Source organism: Mesorhizobium sp. B2-3-12, assembly GCF_006442205.1.
Classification (GTDB): Bacteria; Pseudomonadota; Alphaproteobacteria; order Rhizobiales; family Rhizobiaceae; genus Mesorhizobium.
Window position 1 is genome coordinate 933,504 of sequence record NZ_VFVR01000001.1, and the last position, 19,453, is coordinate 952,956.

The following is a 19,453-nucleotide window of genomic DNA, read 5'->3' on the forward strand; positions in this document are numbered from 1 at the left end:
CACCTCCGCGATGGCGCTCCCGGATATACCCGAATGGTCAGGCCGCCTTGGCGGCCGGCATCGGATGGATGGCGTGGAACGGGATGCAGAGCCGGTTCCAGGTGTTGATCATGCCGACCGCGACGGACAGCTTGACCAGTTCTTCTTCTGAGAAATGTTCAAGCGTGCGCGCATAGAGATCGTCCGACACGCCGTTGTCGGCGACCAGCGTCACCGCCTCCGTCCAGGCCAGCGCGGCGCGTTCACGCTCGGAAAACAGCGGCGATTCTTTCCAGGCCGAAACCAGATAGAGCCGCTGCTCGGTCTCGCCGTCGCGCCTGGCCTCGCGGCTGTGCATCTCGACGCAGAAGGAACAGCCATTGATCTGCGAAGCCCGGAGCTTGATCAGGTGCAGCAGGCCCGCCTCCAGACCGCATTCGTCGACCGCCTTGTTGAGCGCCGACACCGCCTTCATGATTTCGGGCGCCTTGGCGAAGAATTGCATTCTCTGTTTCATCGTCTTGTCCTTTCACATAGTCGGGAGGGTTAGGTTTGGTCGGTCGAACCGGATTTCTGCCGCCGCTGGTGGCGCTCGACAAAGGCGCAGCTCGCGGCGCGCGAGCGGGGGTCGCCTTCCGCCGCGTACTCCGCCACGATCTCGGACAGCTTCACTTCGGCGAGTGCTGCCCGATAGGCGCGCTCCGCCCTCAGCATCGCGGCATTGATGCCGCAGGGTTTGACATAGGCCGAGGCATCGATCTTGACCGGACCGTTGCGGCGGATCTCGCCGCAGCGAAACGCCGGCTCGCGCCCCTCGATCGCCAGCACGATGTCGAGCAGCGTGATGCGTTCCGCCGCCCGCGCCAGCCGGTAGCCACCCGCCGGACCCGGCACCGATTCCAGGATGCGCGCTGCCGTCAGCATGTTGAGATGCTTCAAGAGATAGCTCGGCGACAGGCCGAAGGACTCAGCCAGGGCCGCGCCCGGCATGGTGCTGTTGCCCTCCACGCTCGCCAGCGTCGCCGCGCAATGGATGGCTGCCTCGACGCCCTCACCCAGCTTCATGGTGATGATCTCCGTTCATGGATATGCTTTATCGTGGATAATTTTTATCTGCAATATGAAAATGCAGCGTCCTGCTTTAGAAACGAGAATACGTTGATGATTGGCGAAATGGGCGAGAACAGCGTCTTTCTCCCCGTCACTATACGGGGAGAAATGCCCGGCAGGGCAATGAGGGGCAGCGCCAACTTTGCGATCCAATTCCTGAGATTATGGAAAATCGCCCGGTGCCAACACACAGGGCGGATTGCGCCAGATCGTCAGCGACGCCGGGGGGTACGGCTGCGAGCGGTGCGCGGAGTATCTCAAAGGTCGCGCTGCCCCTCATCCGCCTGCCGGCACCTTCTCCCCGTATAGTGACGGGGAGAAGGGAAAGCTGCCACGCCCTCGGCGCTCTCCCCGTGGACGAAAGCCCCTACTCCGCAGCCACCTTGGCCATCGGGTTGTTCGGGTGCGTCGTCCAGTTGGCGTAGACCGGCGACACCGGCTTGCCGGTGCGCTGATCCATCACGCCGGCCGCCAGCGGCTCCATGGTGATGCAATTGTCGACCGGGCAGACATTGACGCAGAGATTGCAGCCGACGCATTCGGCCTCGATCACCTCGAAATGCCTGATGCCGTTGACGACATTGGTGATCGCCTGGTGCGAAGTGTCCTCGCAGGCGATGTGGCAGCGGCCGCATTTGATGCAGGCGTCCTGGTCGATATGCGCCTTGGCGACATAGTTGAGGTTGAGATACTGCCAGTCGGTGACGTTGGGCGTGGCGCGGCCGATGACGTCGTCGAGCGAGCGGTGGCCCTTCTCGTCCATCCAGTTTTCAAGACCGGCGATCATCTCCTGCACGATCTTGAAGCCGTAGGTCATCGCCGCCGTGCAGACCTGCACATTGCCGGCGCCGAGCGCCAGGAATTCGGCCGCGTCGCGCCAGGTGGTGATGCCGCCAATGCCGGAGATCGGCAGGCCGCTTGTTTCCGGGTCACGCGCGATTTCGGCCACCATGTTCATGGCGATAGGCTTCACCGCCGGACCGCAATAGCCGCCATGCGAACCCTTGCCGTCGATGGTCGGCTGCGGGGCGAAACTGTCGAGATCGACCCCGGTGATCGAATTGATGGTGTTGATCAGCGACACCGCGTCGGTGCCGCCGGCGTGCGCTGCCCGTGCGGGCTTGCGGATGTCGGTGATGTTGGGCGTCAGCTTGGTGATGACGGGCATGCGCGTATACTGCTTGCACCAGCGCACCACCATTTCGATATATTCCGGCACCTGGCCGACGGCCGCGCCCATGCCGCGCTCCGACATGCCGTGCGGGCAGCCGAAATTGAGCTCGATGCCGTCGGCCCCGGTCTCCTCGACCAGCGGCAGGATGGCCTTCCAGCTCGCCTCCTCGCAGGGAACCATGATCGAGGCGATCAGCGCCCGGTCGGGCCAGTCCATTTTGACCTGCTTCATCTCGCGCAGATTGGTCTGCAAATCACGGTCGGTGATCAGTTCGATGTTGTTGAGGCCGAGCAGGCGGCGGTCGGCACCCCAGATCGCGCCATAGCGCGGGCCGTTGACATTGACCACCGGCGGACCTTCCTCGCCCAGCGTCTTCCACACCACCCCGCCCCACCCTGCCTTGAAGGCACGTATGACATTATAGGCCTTGTCGGTCGGCGGCGCCGAGGCCAGCCAGAACGGATTTGGCGATTTGATGCCGACGAAATTATTTCTGATGTCAGCCATGACAGGTCCCTTTCAAACGAGACGAAGGATCAATTCGACGGGCGCGAGAATGCCGCCTTCGAGCGCGGCGGTGACGTTGGCCATCTTGGTGCGAGCGTCCTCGCCCATGACGAGGCCCAGACCAGGTGACGGTTTCTTGCCTTCGGCTTGCGCCGTGGCCAGCCGGGCGCGCATCGCGGCAAAGAACTCGACGGCCAAGGCGCCGCGCGGCCGTTCCGCCGTCACCGAGAAGCCCGCGGCGGCGGCAGCCGAACGATAGTCGTCGGGCGTGGCGACGAAGGACATGGTCTCGTTGGACGCCCATGGCAGCGGGTAGGTCAGCGCGCCGTCCTTGAGCCGCATCACATCGTAGACGGCGAAGACCGAGCCCGGCTTCAGCACACGGGCGGCCTCGCTCATCAGCTTCGGCTTGTCGGGCAGGTTCATGCCGACATGCAGGATCATTGCAGCGTCGAAGCTGGCCTTGGCGAACGGCATGTCCAGCGCGCTGCCTTGCACGAAGCGCGTCTTGTCGGCCAATCCCACTCGCTTCGACAGGCTGGCCGCGATATCGACATAGCTCTGCGTCAGGTCGATGCCGGTGACGTCGACGCCGGCGCTGTTGGCGACAAAGCGGGCCGGCCCCCCTATTCCAGATCCGATATCCAGCAGCCGGGCACCGGGCTTCAGCCCGATCTGGTCAATGAGCTCCCTGGTGGCGGCCACGCCGCCAATATGGAATTCGTCGATCGCTTCGAGATCGCCGGCGCGCAAATGGGCGACATCGACGCCCGCATCGGCAAGCGCTGCAAGGATCCGCTCTTCCAGGCCTGAAACCTCGTAGTGACGGGCGATGCCCGGTTCCACCGTGGCCATGTCCTTACCCCTGGGTCAGACTCCTATGGATGCTCTCGGCAGCATCCCGCCCTTGCGCCACGGCCGAGACGGTCAGGTCGTCGCCACCGAAGATGCAGTCGCCGCCGGCCCAGACCTTGGCCAGCGAGGTGCGCCCTTCCGCATCGACCTTGATGCGGCCGGCTTCGAGGTCGATCGATGTCCCGCTGCCGTTCAGCGCGGCCGGGACAAAACTCTGGCCGATCGCCTTGAACACCTGGTCGGCGACCAGCGTCAGCGTCTCGCCGGTACCGGCGAGCCTGTCGCCATTGAGCGCGGTGTATTCGAGTTCGATGCCGCTGACCTTGCCGCCCTCGGCGATCACCCGCTTCGGCTGCAGCCAGTGGCGAATGGTGACGCCGTTGGCGGCGGCCAGATCCTGCTCGAACCCGGAGGCGTTCATGTGCTCCTGGCCGCGCCGGTAGCAGATCGTCACCTCCTCGGCGCCGAGCAGCTTCGATTGCACGGCGGCGTCGATCGCCGTCATGCCGCCACCGATAACGACGACGCGGCGTCCGACCGGCAGCCCGGAGAGATCGCTCGCCTGACGCAGTTCGGCGATGAACTCGACCGCATTGGTGACGCCGGCCGCATCCTCGCCATCGGCGCGCAACGCGTTGACGCCGCCCAGCCCCATGCCGAGGAACACGGCATCGTAATTGCGGATCAGGTCGGAGAGCTGGTAGTCGCGACCGAGTGCCTTGCCGTTCTGGATGTCGATGCCACCGATCGCGGTGACGTAGTCGACTTCGGCCTGGGCGAAATTGTCGACGCTCTTGTAGGCGGCGATGCCATATTCATTGAGGCCGCCGGCCTTCGGCCGCGCCTCCAGTATGGTGACGTCATGGCCATGGCGGGCGAGCCGGTGCGCCGCGGCAAGGCCGGCCGGACCGGCGCCGACCACGGCGACGGTCTTTCCGGTTGGCTCGGCGCGCGGATAAAACTGCTTGTTCTCGCTCATCGCGACATCGGTGGCGTAGCGCTGCAAACGGCCGATCTGCACCGGCTTGCCTTCCGCCACCTCGCGCACGCAGACCTCCTCGCACAGTGTCTCGGTGGGGCAGACGCGGGCGCACATGCCGCCGAGAATGTTCTGGTCGAAGATGGTCTTGGCCGACCCGATCGGATTGCCGGTCGAGATCTGGCGGATGAACAGCGGAATGTCGATCGAGGTCGGGCACGCATTCATGCAGGGGGCGTCGTAGCAGAAATAGCAGCGGTCGGATTCGACCAGCGCCTCGTGATGATCGAGCGGCGGATGCAGGTCGGAGAAATTGTCCGCGTATTGGTCAGCCGCAAGCCGGCCGCCGACAATACCTTCTTTGAACTGGCCCTCTGGCATTCTCAGTTCCCCATGTTTTCGTTTTGGGGAAGGCTAGCACGTTTTATTTTTTTATCAATTGGTCAATTTTCGACGCAAGCCACTGATAACGCTGGATAAACATGATACTGTTACTCATGTTATGAGAGCCGCAGTGGTGTGTGCAGAGCATGCGAATGGTCGGTATCGAGTGGGCGGCCATGGATCGCCCGAACCTCGTGCGCGACCAATTCCTGCAACCGCCATAGATTGCGGTCGTGGATGCCGAACGCTTCGAGGTGGCTGACGGTGTTGTAGAGATACTCGGCGCCGGATCCGATATGCCCGCACGCCCTGGCCAGCACGCGCGCCACCTTGTCCAGCGGCTGACTGAGTGACGTTCCCCGCCCTTTCACACCCACCCAGAAACCAAGCGCCCGCAACGCGCCTTGCGCCGTGTGCACCGGCAACCATCGGACCGAACTGACGCTCTCGTGGTCGGAGATTTCACGCCGCAGCAGCCTTTCGATCTGGGCCGGTTTCTCGCCCTCCGGCAGGCGGTAGATCACGCCATTGCAGCGCCCGCCCCGTTCCAGCGCCATCATCAGTCCCGGCTGCTCGGCGCTGCCGCGCCAACGCACCATGTCCAGACAGAAGGATCGATGCCAGCCGAAAGCGGTTGCGAGCTGTTGTTCGACCGATTCGAATTCCGGCTTCCAGATCAGCGATCCGTAGGCGAACACCCAGAGCGGCCCCGCGTCCGCTTCATCGGAAAGCCGCGCGGCAAGCGTCCGGAAATCCTCGTCGTTCAACTCCGTCCAGCTCGGATCCGGGCCGGGGTCGGCCTCTTCCCGATGGCACAGTGCGACAAGCTCAGGCGTAAGCGACATAAGGCGCATGAATCGACAGCCCCCTTACCGCAGACAAATCGAAAACCGCGGGATACGCAAGCCCGGGAACGCTTGGCGAGGGTTGACCATTATTATCCCGGCGGGTGTCGGATTTCCGTCGTGAAGATCGTCCTGGGATGGATCGAACGACGATCGGTGCACAAAGGTGAGGAGACCGACAATGCCAAAATCCCCCATGCCCTTCTTCTGGTACGAACTGCTGACATCGGACCTCGACGCCGCCGAGGCTTTCTACACCGCCGTGGTCGGCTGGAGGGCCGAGCCTTTCGACAAGGCTCCCGGAATGCCGCGCTACATCGTCATGAATGTTGGCGAGCGTGGCGTCGGCGGCCTGATGACGATGCCGCAGGATGCGGCCAAGATGGGCATGCCGCCCGCCTGGCTGGGCTATATCCACGCCAGGGATGTCGATGCCGCCACGGCGTCGCTGGAAAAGGCAGGCGGCGCCGTTCACCGCCAGCCCGACGACATTCCCGGCGTCGGCCGCTTCGCCGTCGTTGCCGATCCGCAGGGCGCGACCTTCATGTTCCTGCAGCCGAACGGCCCCGATCAGCCCGTGGTGCCGGCGAGCACGCCGGGCCATATCGGCTGGCATGAGCTCTACACATCGGACTGGAAGGCCGCCTTCGATTTCTATTCCGGCCAGTTCGGCTGGGCCAATGCCGGCGAATTCGACATGGGTCCGATGGGCATCTACCAGACCTTTACCGCCGGCCCCGAATCCGGCGGTGGCATCATGAACAAGCCCGAGCAGATTCCGGTGCCGGTCTGGCAGTTCTATTTCAATGTCACCGGCATCGACGCGGCCGCAAAACGCGTCACCGACAATGGCGGCAAGATCCTGATGGGACCCATGGAGGTCCCCGGAGGCAGCTGGGTCGTGCAATGCCAGGATCCGCAAGGCGCGCATTTCGCCTTGATGGCGCCGGTACGGTGAGCGCCCCCGCCAGCCGCGGATATCATCGGTGCTGGCGTCGGCTCACTCCGGCGCCAGCACCGCGACCTTGAGGCTCTCTTTCTTGGCACCGCTGAACTGGACGGTGGCCTCACCCGACGCAAGCTTGAAGCGTACGCTCTTGCGGATGCCGGGGCAGGTCTTGACGCCGCTATAGCCGGATGATTTCACGGCCTTGCCGTCCTGGATGACATCGATCCACGCCTCGCCCGACAGGCTGATCTGGATGGCGCCGTCAGGCGGCACCGCGACACTGGCGACGGCGCCGAACGTGCCCTCCGCCGGCGCGCGTTCGGGCGGCACCGCGAAGCCGGCCTTGTCGTTCGGCACCAGCGCCAGATCCGCGGCGGCACCTACCGCCAGTGCCGCTCCGGACGGCGTCGAGGGTGCCCCTGCGAACAGCGCCTGTTCGCGCGTTACCGGCCATTTGAAGGCCTCGCAGCCGGCGTCCTCGGCCATGGCGAAGCTGGTACTTGTCAGGATTGCGAATAGGGTGACGGCGACGTTTTTCATGGCAAAGCGACCCACATGTCTGGATGTCCACAACTCAATACAACCAAATTAAGAATAATGCAACCCTGGCGCGCAGCTATGAAAGGTCAGGCCGGGGCACATTTCCAATCACCAATTGTTGATGGCAGACCATGGGAAATGGATGGTCCATTGCCGGGTGATAAACTATGGCCGGCCGGGACGCTGAAATGGAGTTTTAGATGAAGCTTTTCGATGGCCTCTCCAAATACCAGCCGCAGGCGCTTGGCGTGCTGCGCATCATGACCGCGCTGCAGTTCATCGAGCACGGCACGCAGAAACTGTTCAATTTCCCCGCCAGCGACCACGCTGCCGCCGCATTGAGCGGACTGCCGCTAGCCGCCGGCATCCTCGAATTCGCCGGCGGCGTTCTCCTGGCACTAGGCTTGTTCACCCGCCCGGTCGCGTTCCTTCTGGCCGGTGAAATGGCGATCGCCTATTTCATGGCGCACTACCCGCGCAACTTCTTCCCCATCAACAACAGCGGCGATGCGGCAATCTCGTTCTGCTTCATCTTCCTCTATCTGGTCTTCGCCGGCGCCGGCGCCTTCGCGCTGGACAATCGCGGCAAGGCCTGATGCCCCGTGCGGGGGTGAACCCTCACCCCCGCATCCGTTCGAAATTCGCATCGAACAGCGGCGCCGCCTGCATGCGCGCCGCATGCCGCTTGCCCAGCAACTCGATCTCGAAACCGTCGCTCTCCTCGGCGATCTCCTTCGGCACATAGCCGACGGCGACCGACTTTTTCGAATGATGGGCATAGCCGCCCGACGTCACCCAACCGCGCACCGCGCCGCCGAACCAGATCGGCTCGTCGCCGATGACGTCCGCATCGTCGGCTTCGACGATGAAGGCGCGCAGCCTGAGCTTGCCGCCCTGCTTGCGCTCGGCCAGCGCCGCCGCCTTGCCGATGAAGTCGGCATCCTTGCCATAGGCGACGAAGCGGTCGAGCCCGGCTTCCAGCGGCCCGTAGATCGGCCGGTATTCGCGCCCCCATGAGCCGTAATTCTTCTCGAGCCTGAGCGCGTTGAGCGCGCGCGAACCGAACAGGCCGATGCCGAACTCCTCTCCCGCCGCCATCAGCGCCTGATAGGCGGCGCGCTGATATTCCGGCGCCAGCCAGATTTCGTAGCCGAGATCGCCGGTGTAGCTGACCCGGCCGACCAGGCACGGCGCCATGCCGATATCCATCCGACCGATGGCCATGAAGGGAAACGCCGCGTTCGATACGTCGAAGCGCGTGGCTTTCGCCAGCACGTCCCTCGCCCTGGGGCCGGCGATCGACAGGCCGGTGAGCTTTTGCCCCAGCGCCTCGACATGGACCGAGCCGTCATCGGGCAGATGCTGCTCGAACCAGCGCATGTGATATTGCTCGGCGATGCCGGAGCCGGCCAGGAACCAGCCCCCCTCTTCCCGATCCTGGGGGCCCAGATTGGCCAGCGTGAAATCGCCGATCAGCCTGCCATCTTCCTTCAGCATCGGCGCCAGCGTCATGCGACCGGGCTTCGGCAGCTTGCAGGCGAGCAACCGGTCGAGCCAGGCCGCCGCGCCCTCGCCCGTCACCTTGTACTTGGCGAAGCTCGATATCTCCGACAGGCCGACACCCGACCGCACAGCCCCGACTTCGGCGGCGACATGAGTGAAATCGCTCGAGCGCCGCCACGAGAACTCGTCCTTGACGCCTTCCGGCGCGTACCAGAGCGGCACCTCCAGCCCAAAGGCAACGCCCCACTGCGCGCCCTTGGCCGACAACAGGTCGTAGACCGGCGTCGTCTTCAGCGGCCGCCCGGCGGGGAGTTCCTCATTGGGGAAGCGGATTGAAAAGCGCCTGGAATAGTTTTCGCGCACCTTGGCGTTGGTGTAGGCCATGCCAGCCCAGTCGCCGTAGCGGGCCACGTCCATGGCCCAGATGTCGGCGCCGGGATCGCCCTCGATCATCCAGTTGGACAGCGCCAAGCCGACGCCGCCGCCCTGCGAAAAACCGGCCATGACACCGCAGGCGACCCAAAAACCCGGCAGGCCGCGCACCGGCCCGACCAGCGGGTTGCCGTCGGGCGCGAAGGTGAAGGGCCCGTTGATGATCTGCTTGATGCCGGTGTTCTGGAAGGCCGGGAAATGCCGGAAGCCGACCTCGAGCGACGGCGCGATACGGTCGATATCCGGTTCCAGCAATTCATGGCCGAAATTCCACGGCGTGGAGTATTCGGACCACGGCTTGTTGGCCTTCTCGTAGGTGCCCATCAGCATGCCGCCGCGCTCCTGGCGCAGGTAAAGCTCGCCGTCGAAATCGACCGCGTGGATGATCTCGGTGCCGGTCGTCTCGTTCCAGGCAGCGACCTCCGGCATGTCCTCGGTGATCAGGTACATGTGCTCCATCGCCAGCACCGGCAGTTCGAGGCCGACCATGCGGCCGACCTCGCGCGCCCACAGGCCGCCGGCGTTGACGACATGCTCGGCCACCACCTCGCCCTTGTTGGTGATGACGCGCCACAGCCCGTCGGGACGACGAACAATGTCTTCCACCTTGGTGAAGCGTTCGATCTCGGCGCCCAGCTTCCGCGCCGCCTTGGCATAGGCGTGCGTGACGCCCGAGGGATCGAGATGGCCGTCCTCCTTGTTGCGGACGGCGCCGACGAACTGGCTGGGGTCGAGCAGCGGCATGAGTTCGGCCGCCTCTTTCGGCGAGATTTCCTCCAGCTCGATGCCGAGATAGCGCCCCTTGGCGACGACCCCGCGCAGCCAGTCGAGCCGCGCCTCGGTGGCGGCAAGCAAGACGCCGCCGGTCAGGTGTACGCCGGTGGCCTGTCCCGACAGCTCCTCGATCTCCTTGTAGAGGTTGATGGTGTACTTCTGCAGCTTGGCGACGTTGGGGTCGCCATTGATCGTGTGCATGCCGCCGGCCGCGTGCCAGGTCGAGCCCGATGTCAGCTCGTCGCGTTCCAGGAGCACGACATCCGTCCAGCCGTGGCGGGCGAGATGGAACAGCACGGAACATCCGACGACGCCACCGCCAATGACCACGACCTTTGCATGCGATTTCATGAGTTTTTCTCTGATATCAGTGAGTTGGGAAGACGAATTGAATCGAAAGGCCAGCGCCTCGCGCGAACACTGCGAAAATCACGGCTCGCCCTGCCCGATCGCTTGCCTGCGCCTGGTCACATAGGCCTCGAGCTCGTCGCGCACCGCGATATCCATCGTCGGCTCGACATACTCTTCAATCGCCTTTTTCCACAGCCGCGTCGCGCGCGCGGTCGCGTCGAGGCCACCGGCCTCCTGCCAGGCTTCGAAATTCTGCCAGTTGGACAGCATTGGCTGGTAGAAGGCGGTCGCATAGCGCTCCAGCGTGTGCGGCTCGCCGAAGAAATGGCCGCCGGTCGGAACCGCGCCCAGCGCCTCGACGGCCAATTCAGCCTCGTCGACCACGATCGGGCGCAAAAACTCCATCATGTGCTGGATCATCTCGACGTCGATGATGAATTTCTCGAACGACGCCGTCAGCCCGCCCTCCTGCCAGCCCGCGGCATGATAGACCAGATTGCCATGGCCGAGCACGGCGCCCCACAGCGCCATCAGCGTCTCATAGGCGCCCTGTGCGTCGGCGGCGTTGGAGGCGGAGCCCGGCGTCGTCCGGTATGGCAGGCCGTAGCGGCGGGCCAATTGTCCGGAGGCTATGTTGGCCTTGGTGTTTTCGGGCGTGCCGAAGGCCGGCGCGCCCGACTTCATGTCGACATTGGAGGTGAAGGCGCCGTACATCACCGGTGCGCCGGGGCGCACGAGTTGCGTCAGCACGACGCCGACCAGCGCCTCGGCATTCTGCTGCGCCAAGGCGCCGGCCAACGTCACCGGGCTCATCGCTCCCATCAGCGTGAACGGCGTTACAGCCACCGACTGGCCGAATTCTGCCATCGTCATCAGCCCCTCGGCCATCATCTCGTCGAAGCGGCGCGGCGAGTTGACCGAGATGATGGTGGCGATGCCGGGATCGTCGCGCATCCGGTCCAGCGTCAGTCCGCGCGAAATCGCCATCATCTCGATACCGTCCAGCGCCCTGCCTCGGCCGATCGCCGAGACATGGAAACTCTTGTCGGTCAGCGTGAGATTGGTGAAGTAGGTGTCGAGATGGCGCGAGTTGGCCGGCAATTCGACCGGCGCGCAGACCTGGTTGCCGAGCATGTGGACGCAGTTGAAGTGCTGCGCCAGCCGGGTGAGATCGGCATAGTCGCGCAGATTGCCGGCGCGGCGCCCGCGCTCCATGTCGTGCACGTTCGGCGGCCCGGCAACGAGGGTGAAATTGATGGTGTCGCCACCGAGATGGATTGTGTTGGCAGGATTGCGCGGGGTCAGCGTGTAGGTGGCCCGCGTCGTCTTCAGCGCCTCGTCGACCATGCCGCGATCGACACGCACATTCGCCGTCGCGTGATCGACCTTGGCTCCGGTCTTCTCGAACAGCGACAGCGCCCGAGGGCTCATCACCTCGATGCCGAAATTCTCCAATATGTGCATCGACGCCTGATGGATCGCCTCGATCTGGTCGGACGACAGCAACGCCATCGGCGGATAGGGATTCGTCACCCGTCGGGGCGGCAGTTGCGCGATGGGCGCTGGCCCCCGGTTGCTCGTGCGCTCCGCGCCGCGCTTTCGTCTTGGTTCGGTCATGCCGGCATCAAAGCTCGGGCAAACCAGGCAAGCTGTCAGAAATACGCCATCCACGGGCGTGATTTTAGCCAAGGCGGCATATCTGGATAATCCATTTAGAAATAGCGACGCATTACGTCGCTTTACCGATACGTCACCGCCGTGAGCCGATGACGCCTGACGGCCATTAACGGACTCGGCAAGATTCCCTTTATGATTTCGGCCTATTGCTCCTCCCATGCGTAGGTCGAGTTTTAGTAAAATTGTAGCGGTTTGCGCGCTGTTGGCGCTTTCGGCTTGCGCCACCGCGCCCAGCCACATCAACAACGTCTGCGCCGTCTTCGACCAGAATGACGGCTGGTTCGACAATTGGCAGTCGGCGGCCGAGCGCGCGTCGCGGAAATACGGCGTGCCGGTGCCGGTGCTGATGGCCACCGTGCGCAAGGAATCCGGCTTCAAGAGCAATGCCCGCCCGCCGCGCACCAAGCTGCTCGGCTTCATTCCGTGGAAGCACGTCTCCTCGGCCACAGGCTTTTCGCAGGCGCTGGACGGCACCTGGTCGCAATATCAGCGCGAGACCGGCAACTGGGCGGCACGGCGCACGAAATTCGCCGACGCGGTCGACTTCGTCGGCTGGTACCATTCCAAGACGTCAGACAGCTACGGCGTCGCGCGAAACGACACCTATAATCTCTACCTCGCCTATTATCTCGGCTGGAGCGCCTATGGCCGTGGCAACCGTGGCGACGCCGGCGTGCAGGGTTATGCGCGGGCCACCGACAAGATGGCCAGAGACTATGACGCGCAGCTAAGGCAGTGCGGCAACTGATACCCTGCCTGGGTTAGTGCCGCCTTGTCGTATCTTTCGGCTTTGAAACACCGGTCTCGGAAACCTCGTCGCGGACTTCGTGACGACGGGCCCGCAAGACGGCGTCCGCGTCCTCGGCAGCCTTTCCGGTCGCATCGGCTTCCGCATTGGCATTTTTGCCGCTCGGGCGCGCCGGCGGCGAACCGGCAAAGCCTGGACCTTCGCCATGCGCCGCATCATCCGGCACGCCTTCATGGGCGGCGTGTTCCTTGTCGAACTTGATCACCGGCTCCATGGTCTTGAGCACGTCGTCGGAAAGCCAGCACAGGCTCATATGGCCGTCGCCGAGGTTCTTGACCGGCGGCACCTTGGTTTCGCACAGATTGTCGGGCACCAGCTTCTTGTAGCCGCAGCGCGTCTGGAACGGGCAGCCTGACGGCGGGTTCATCGCCGAAGGAATGTCGCCCTCGAGCACGATGTGTTTCTTGACCACGCTGGTGTCGGCAATCGGGATCGCCGACAGCAGCGCCTCGGTATAGGGATGATAGGGCGGCGCGAAGATCTGGTCGGTCGTGCCTTGCTCGACGATGTAGCCCAGATACATGACGACGACCCGGTCGGCGATGTAGCGCACGACCGACAGATCGTGGCTGATGAACAGCATCGTCGTCTTGTTCTTGCGCTGGATGTCCATCAGCAGCTCGGTCACCGCCGCCTGCACCGACACGTCGAGCGCCGAGACCGGCTCGTCGGCCACGACAACCTTGGCGTCGCCGGCAAAGGCGCGCGCCACGCCGATGCGCTGCTTCTGGCCGCCGGAAAGCTGGCGCGGCTTGCGCGTCTCGAAGGCGCGCGGCAGCTTTACCAGGTCGAGCAGTTCCAGCATGCGCTTGCGCCGGTCGGCGACGGTCTTGCCGACATTGAATTTTTCCAGCGTGCGGATGATCTGCGACCCAACCGAATGGCTGGGGTTGAGCGTGTCGAACGGGTTCTGGAACACCATCTGGATCGACGACACGGTGTCGACGCCGCGGCTCTCGATGCCGGTCGACTGGATCTGCTTGTTGCCCAGCGTCACGGTGCCGGAACTGGCCGTCTCCAGCCCGAGCAGCACCTTGGCCAGCGTCGACTTTCCGCAGCCGGATTCGCCGACGATGGCGACCGTCTCGGATTCGCGCGCCATGAACGAGATGGTCTCGTTGGCCTTGACGACGCGGCCTTCGCTCGAGCCGAACACCTCGCTGCCGCCGACCTTGTAGTATTTCCTGAGATCCTCGATCTTGAGCACCGGCGCGCCAGGCACGACCTTTTCGTTGACCTTCTTGGCGCCGGGCGGCAGCGCCTCCCAGTCGATCTCGTTGAAGCGTACGCAGCGCGAGAAATGGCCTTCGTGGCCGGCGACCTCGATCATCGGGATTTCGGCGGCGTTGCAGACGCCTTCGACGAAATGGTGGCAGCGCGGGCCGAAATTGCAGCCCTTCGGCCGCTCATGCGGCAGCGGCAACTGGCCGGGAATGGCAATCAGCGGCCGCGAGTTCTTGTCGGCGCCAGGCAGCGGGATCGAACGGAACAACCCTTGCGTATAGGGATGGCGCATCCGGTCGAAGACATCCTTGATCTTGCCGGTCTCGACCGCCTCGCCCGAATACATCACCGTGATGCGGTCGCAAGTCTCGAGAATGAGGCCCAGATTGTGCGACACGAAGATCATCGAGGTGCCGAACTTCTGGCCGAGACCCTTTACCAGATCGACGATGCCCGCCTCGACCGTCACGTCGAGCGCGGTGGTCGGCTCGTCGAGCAGAAGCAGCGCCGGCTTCGACAGCAGCGCCATGGCAATGACGATGCGCTGTTGCTGGCCGCCGGAAAGCTGGTGCGGATAGGAGCGCATCATCCGCTCGGGGTCGGGCAGCTTGACCGAGCGCACCATTTCGAGCGCCCTGGAATAGGCCTCTTCCTTCGACACCTTGTCGTGGATCAGCGGCACTTCCATCAGCTGCTGGCCGATCTTCATCGCCGGGTTCAGGCTCGCCATCGGCTCTTGGTAGATCATGGCGATCTTGTTGCCGCGGATGGCGCGCAACTCCTCGTCGGAGAGTTCGCCCATGTCCTTGCCCTGGAACTTGATCTTGCCGCCGACGATCTTTCCGATGTTGGAGAGGTCGCGCATGATGCCGAGCGACACGGTCGACTTGCCGCAGCCGGATTCACCGACAATGCCCATCGCCTCGCCGGGCATGACCGTGCAGGAAAAATCCATGACCGCCGGAATCTCGCCCTTGCGGGTGAAGAAGGAGATCGACAGGTTCTCGATCTCGATGATCGGTTCCGCGGGATTTCGAACTGCCTCGTTCATGGGTCGCTCCAATCCAAATTGTACCAGACGCGGGTCAAGGCCCGTCAATCAGTCTTTCATCGATTGCTCACGCAGCGAATCGGCCAAGAGATTAAGCCCCAGCACGAACGACATCAGCGCGATCGTCGGCGGCAGCGCCGGATGGATAAACGAACGCAGCAATCGGCTGGCATCCTTGATCGCCGTACCCCAGTCCGGGCTCTCGGGCGCAAGGCCCAGACCGAAATAGCCCAGCGTGCCGAGCAGGATGGTGGTGTAACCGATGCGCAGGCAGGCATCGACGATCAGCGGCCCGCGCGCATTGGGCAGGATTTCCCACAACATGATGTACCAGGGCGATTCACCGCGCGTCTGCGCCGCCGCCACATAGTCGCGCGTCTTGATGTCCATCACCAGGCCGCGCACGATGCGGAACACGCCGGGGCTGGAGGCGAACACCACGGCCACGAAGATGTTGAGCTGGTTGGGATCGATGTGCACGATCTTCAGCGGATCCCTGTCGAAGACAAGGCCGACATAGATCCAGCCGCCGATGATGAGCGTCAGGCCGAGCAGGATATAAATCCGGTCGGGCCGGTTCTTGTAGCGGGTCCAGAACAGCACGCTGAAGAAGATGATCGGAAACAGGAAGAAGACGCCGGCCAGACCATAGGGGATCGGCGTGTCCATGATGCCCGGCGTCACCAGGAGGTAGAACAAGAGGATCACCGGGAAGGCCAGCACGAGGTTGGCCAGGAACGACAGAATGGAATCGATCTTGCCGCCGTAATAGCCGGCCGGCAGGCCGAGCGTGATGCCGACCATCAACGCGAAACCCGTTGCGGCCGGGGCGATGATCAGCACGATCTGGCTGCCATAGACCATGCGCGAGAAGACGTCGCGGGCGAGCTTGTCGCCGCCGAACAAATAGACGAGCCCCGATTGCGGCTCGATGGCGCCGGGCAGCGTATCCTTCATGATCGGGATCTGGCCGAGCGGATCGAAAGGCGAGATGGTCGAGGCGAAGATCGCCGTGAACAGCCAGAACAGGCAGATGAAGACGCCCGCAATGCCGACGCCGCTGTCGAACAATTGGCCGTAGAGCGCCAGCTTCTTCTTGTAGAGGAAGCTCGCGCCCATGACGATGAGAAGCGCGACCCAGACCGGCCAGAAGCGCCAGAGCACATCGAGAACGATGGCGGAGGCGCCGATATATTGAGCTTGCATGCGCCTTCTCCCTACTGAACGCGGATGCGCGGATTGAGGAATGCGTAGCCGACGTCGGAAATGAGCTGCGTGATCAAGACGATGAACACCGAGACCAGCGAACAGCCGAGCAGAAGGTCGATGTCGTTGTTGCCGGCGGCCTCGACCAGCGTGTAGCCGAAGCCCTGGTAGCGGAACATCACCTCGACGATGACGACGCCGGTGAGCAGCCAGGGGAATTGCAGCATGATGACGGTGAAGGGCGCGATCAGTGCGTTGCGCAGCGCGTGCTTGACCACCACGCTCTTGAAGGAAAGCCCCTTCAGGCGCGCGGTGCGGATATATTGCTGCGTCATCACCTCGACCATCGAGGCGCGTGTCATGCGCGCGATATAGCCGATGCCGTAGATCGCCAGCGTGATCACCGGCAGCGTGAAATTGTAGAAGGTGATGCCCTGGCTGGCGGAGGCGGCCGACCCGTTCAGCCAGCCGAGCCAGGAGGCGAAGACCACGGTGAAGATGACGCCCGACACATATTCAGGCGTCGCCGTCGAGGCGATCGAGGCGACCGACAGCACACGGTCGGTGCGCGAGCCCTCGCGCATGCCGGCAAGGATGCCGATCAGCAGCGAGACCGGCACCATCACCGCCAGCACCCAGAACATCAGGATGCCGGTGGCGCCGAGCGCCGGGAACAGCTTGGCCGCGACCGTGGTCTTGAACTTGGTCGAGCAGCCGAAATCGCCCTCGATCACGCCGGAGAATGTCGGCACCGCCGGGTCGTTGCAGAAGGAGAAACGCTGCGTCGTCTTGCCGGTTGCCGGATCCGTGATCGGCTGCTTGGGCACGATGCCGAGCCACTGGCCGTAGCGGACGAAGAAGTTCTGGCGATAGCCGTGATTGACCAGCCAGCTTTCGAGCTGCTCGGCCGATGTGTGCATTTCGGTCTGGCTGATCGCCAGCTTCTTCAAATTGGGTTCGAGATTGACGAGAAAGAAGACGACCAGCGTCAGGCACAGCATCGTGAGCAGTATCGTGCCGATACGTCTGATGATGAATGAGAACATGGTGCCCCCTGCCGGCCGGGTTGGGGTCAGATATGGTCAACCCTGTGACGAAATTCATGTGACGTCACGCCGCCGCTGCATCCAGTGCAACGGCGACGATCCTGCGGATATGAGGGGCAAGCGCCCCTCATATCCAACAAGCCGTGGATCACGCCTGATCGAGCCAGACCTTGCCGAAGTCGTGCTCGTAGGTGGGGTGCATCGAGTGGTTCTTCACCTCGGGCTTGATGTTGATGTAGAGCTTGCGCCAGTAAGGCTGGATGATGATGCCGGAATCCTGCAGCATCTGCTCGACATCCTTCATCACCACCTTGCGCTTTTCCGCATCGGCGATCCCGAGCGCCTCGTTGACCTTCTTGTCGAAGTCCGGATTGGCGTAGGCCGTCTCGTTCCAGGCTTCGCCCGAGCGATAGGCGATGGCGATGACCTGGATGCCAAGCGGACGCATGTTCCAGTTGGTTTCCGAGAACGGGTATTTCGTCCAGTCGTTCCAGAAGGTCGAGCTCGGCAGCACGGTGCGCTTCACCTTGATGCCGGCCTCGCGCAGCTGGGCCGCGATCGCGTCGGTGGTGTTCTTGTGGTAGTCCTCGTCATTGCTGATCAGCTCGTGTTCGAAATCGATCACGCCGGCTTCCGTCAGCATCTGCTTGGCCTTGGCCACGTCGCGGGGGATCTTCGGCAGTTCGACATATTCCGGATGGATCGGCGCGACATGGTGATTTTCGGCCGGCGTTCCGGCATTGCCGTAGCCAAGCTGCAGCACCACGGAATTGTCGACGGCCAGGCACATCGCCTGGCGCACCTTCTGGTCGCCATAGGGCTTGGCATTGACGTTGAAGCGCGAGACCACGGTGGCCGCGGTCACGACTTCCGAAGGCGGCGCGCCAACATCCGCGATGATCTTGACGTAATCGGCGGTCGTCTCGTGGTTGGTGTGCACTTCGCCGGATTCGAATGCCGAAACCGTCGCGGCCGGATCGGTGCCGTAGTCGATGAACTCGACGCCGTCGAGGAAGGCCTCGCCCTGCCACCATTTGCCGGTCGTGCGGCGCTTGTAGACCACCTTCTGGCCGACATCGTAGGAGACGAGCTCGAATGGGCCGGTGCCGATCGGGCAGTTCTTGAAGTTGGCGCCCTTCTCGTCGAAGGTCTTGTGGACGACGAGGCCGGGGTAGTCGCACAGGTTGGCGATGAGTGCGATGTCGGGCTTGGTGAGCTTCAGCTTGACAGTCATGTCGTCGACCTTGACGATCGATCCTTCGCTCAGCTTCTTGGTCTTTTCGTCGACGAGGCTGCCAAGGCGGCCCGGCATGGAATTGCCTTCTGCGTTCTTGTCGGCCCAGCGCGTGAAATTGTAGATCACGTCATCGGCGGTGAACTTGTCGCCATTGTTCCATTCGACGCCTGGCCGCACATGCAGCGTGTACTCGGTGGCGTCGTCGTTGATATCCCAGCTTGCCAGCAGATAGGGCGCGAATGTGTACTCCTTGGTGTATTTCACCAGCGGCTCGAGCGCCTGGCGCTCGGCGTTGGAGATTTCCGACCAGTCGGCGGTGCGCGGATCCTTGGGATCCTTGACCGACATCGCGACCTTCAGCACGCCGCCCTTCTTGCCCTGTACGTCCTCGGCCTTGGCCGGGGTCGGAGCGGCGAGCCCGAGAAGACCGTAGGCCATGGCCGTCGAGGCGCCGAAGATGCTGGCCAGCGCCAGGAATTCGCGGCGATCGACCTTACCCGACTTGGCTTCTTCGGCCATGGCCAGGATATGATCCGGAACGCTGTCGCCGTTGCTCTTGTAGATTGTCATGACTAACTCCCATTGTTGGCTTTCCGCCGATTAACATTCCGCATCCAGGCCATGATGTCAAAGACGACATGGATTGGGAACATGTTAGCGAATGTGCAACTTTGGAAGGAGGGCAGTTCGCGCGATAGCGACAGTCTTGGCGCAAAATTGCTAGTGCGCCCAGATTTCGCCAAAATCTGTTCGGGCTGTCAAACTGAGACATTTGCACTGGTTACGACAGCGCCAGTTGCGGCCAGCACGAGGGGCCAGGCC

At 63.2% G+C, this 19,453-nt stretch carries 16 protein-coding genes; 3 read left to right on the top strand and 13 right to left on the bottom strand.

The features are described 5' to 3' along the window. Positions 1-37 precede the first annotated feature (37 nt). From FJ948_RS04550 to FJ948_RS04575, 6 genes are all read right to left on the bottom strand, one after another. Positions 38-496, bottom strand: coding sequence for a carboxymuconolactone decarboxylase family protein (locus FJ948_RS04550; protein ID WP_140701973.1), 459 nt, complete (start codon positions 494-496; stop codon positions 38-40). A 29-nt stretch (positions 497-525) separates the two neighbouring features. Next, positions 526-1,044, bottom strand: a complete 519-nt coding sequence (locus tag FJ948_RS04555) for an Rrf2 family transcriptional regulator (protein WP_140701974.1) — start codon at positions 1,042-1,044, stop codon at positions 526-528. 412 nt (positions 1,045-1,456) lie between these two features. Continuing rightward, positions 1,457-2,770: an NAD-dependent dihydropyrimidine dehydrogenase subunit PreA gene (gene preA, locus FJ948_RS04560; protein WP_140701975.1), complete on the bottom strand. Its 1,314-nt coding sequence runs from the start codon at positions 2,768-2,770 to the stop codon at positions 1,457-1,459. A gap of 12 nt (positions 2,771-2,782) precedes the next feature. Beyond that, entirely contained in the window at positions 2,783-3,625 is an 843-nt protein-coding gene (locus FJ948_RS04565) for a methyltransferase domain-containing protein (protein ID WP_140701976.1), read from the bottom strand. Between the two features lie 4 nt (positions 3,626-3,629). After that, positions 3,630-4,985, bottom strand: coding sequence for an NAD(P)-dependent oxidoreductase (locus FJ948_RS04570; protein ID WP_140701977.1), 1,356 nt, complete (start codon positions 4,983-4,985; stop codon positions 3,630-3,632). Between the two features lie 119 nt (positions 4,986-5,104). Continuing rightward, positions 5,105-5,842, bottom strand: coding sequence for a gamma-glutamylcyclotransferase (locus FJ948_RS04575; protein ID WP_140701978.1), 738 nt, complete (start codon positions 5,840-5,842; stop codon positions 5,105-5,107). A 172-nt stretch (positions 5,843-6,014) separates the two neighbouring features. Between FJ948_RS04575 and FJ948_RS04580 the strand changes: the two genes are divergently transcribed. Then, positions 6,015-6,791 carry a VOC family protein gene (locus FJ948_RS04580; protein ID WP_140701979.1) on the top strand — a complete coding sequence of 259 codons (777 nt, stop codon included), beginning with the start codon at positions 6,015-6,017 and terminating at the stop codon, positions 6,789-6,791. 42 nt (positions 6,792-6,833) lie between these two features. Here the strand turns inward: FJ948_RS04580 and FJ948_RS04585 are convergent, their stop codons facing one another. Continuing rightward, on the bottom strand, positions 6,834-7,322 hold the full coding sequence (locus FJ948_RS04585) for a hypothetical protein (RefSeq protein WP_140701980.1): 489 nt from the start codon (positions 7,320-7,322) through the stop codon (positions 6,834-6,836). Between the two features lie 200 nt (positions 7,323-7,522). Here FJ948_RS04585 and FJ948_RS04590 point away from each other — a divergent pair, with 200 nt between their 5' ends. Further along, positions 7,523-7,918, top strand: a complete 396-nt coding sequence (locus tag FJ948_RS04590) for a DoxX family protein (RefSeq protein WP_140701981.1) — start codon at positions 7,523-7,525, stop codon at positions 7,916-7,918. Positions 7,919-7,940: 22 nt separating this feature from the next. Here FJ948_RS04590 and FJ948_RS04595 read toward each other — a convergent pair whose 3' ends face one another. Together FJ948_RS04595 and FJ948_RS04600 are read right to left on the bottom strand one after the other, a co-directional pair. Then, positions 7,941-10,382 (bottom strand): FAD-dependent oxidoreductase, encoded by a 2,442-nt coding sequence (locus FJ948_RS04595; RefSeq protein WP_140701982.1) that lies wholly within the window; start codon positions 10,380-10,382, stop codon positions 7,941-7,943. 78 nt (positions 10,383-10,460) lie between these two features. Further along, positions 10,461-11,999, bottom strand: a complete 1,539-nt coding sequence (locus FJ948_RS04600; RefSeq protein WP_140701983.1) for a trimethylamine methyltransferase family protein — start codon at positions 11,997-11,999, stop codon at positions 10,461-10,463. 217 nt (positions 12,000-12,216) lie between these two features. Between FJ948_RS04600 and FJ948_RS04605 the strand changes: the two genes are divergently transcribed. Then, positions 12,217-12,807 (top strand): transglycosylase SLT domain-containing protein, encoded by a 591-nt coding sequence (locus tag FJ948_RS04605; RefSeq protein WP_140701984.1) that lies wholly within the window; start codon positions 12,217-12,219, stop codon positions 12,805-12,807. Positions 12,808-12,820: 13 nt separating this feature from the next. On the opposite strand, the gene FJ948_RS04610 is transcribed toward FJ948_RS04605, so the two are convergent. The 4 genes from FJ948_RS04610 to FJ948_RS04625 all read right to left on the bottom strand — a co-directional run bounded on the left by FJ948_RS04610 (position 12,821) and on the right by FJ948_RS04625 (position 19,201). Continuing rightward, positions 12,821-15,142, bottom strand: coding sequence for an ABC transporter ATP-binding protein (locus FJ948_RS04610; RefSeq protein ID WP_140701985.1), 2,322 nt, complete (start codon positions 15,140-15,142; stop codon positions 12,821-12,823). 48 nt (positions 15,143-15,190) lie between these two features. Then, on the bottom strand, positions 15,191-16,348 hold the full coding sequence (locus tag FJ948_RS04615) for an ABC transporter permease (RefSeq protein ID WP_140701986.1): 1,158 nt from the start codon (positions 16,346-16,348) through the stop codon (positions 15,191-15,193). Between the two features lie 11 nt (positions 16,349-16,359). After that, complete coding sequence (locus FJ948_RS04620; protein WP_140701987.1) at positions 16,360-17,394, bottom strand: ABC transporter permease; 1,035 nt, start codon at positions 17,392-17,394, stop codon at positions 16,360-16,362. A 148-nt stretch (positions 17,395-17,542) separates the two neighbouring features. After that, complete coding sequence (locus FJ948_RS04625) at positions 17,543-19,201, bottom strand: ABC transporter substrate-binding protein (protein ID WP_140701988.1); 1,659 nt, start codon at positions 19,199-19,201, stop codon at positions 17,543-17,545. Between the last annotated feature and the right edge of the window lie 252 nt (positions 19,202-19,453).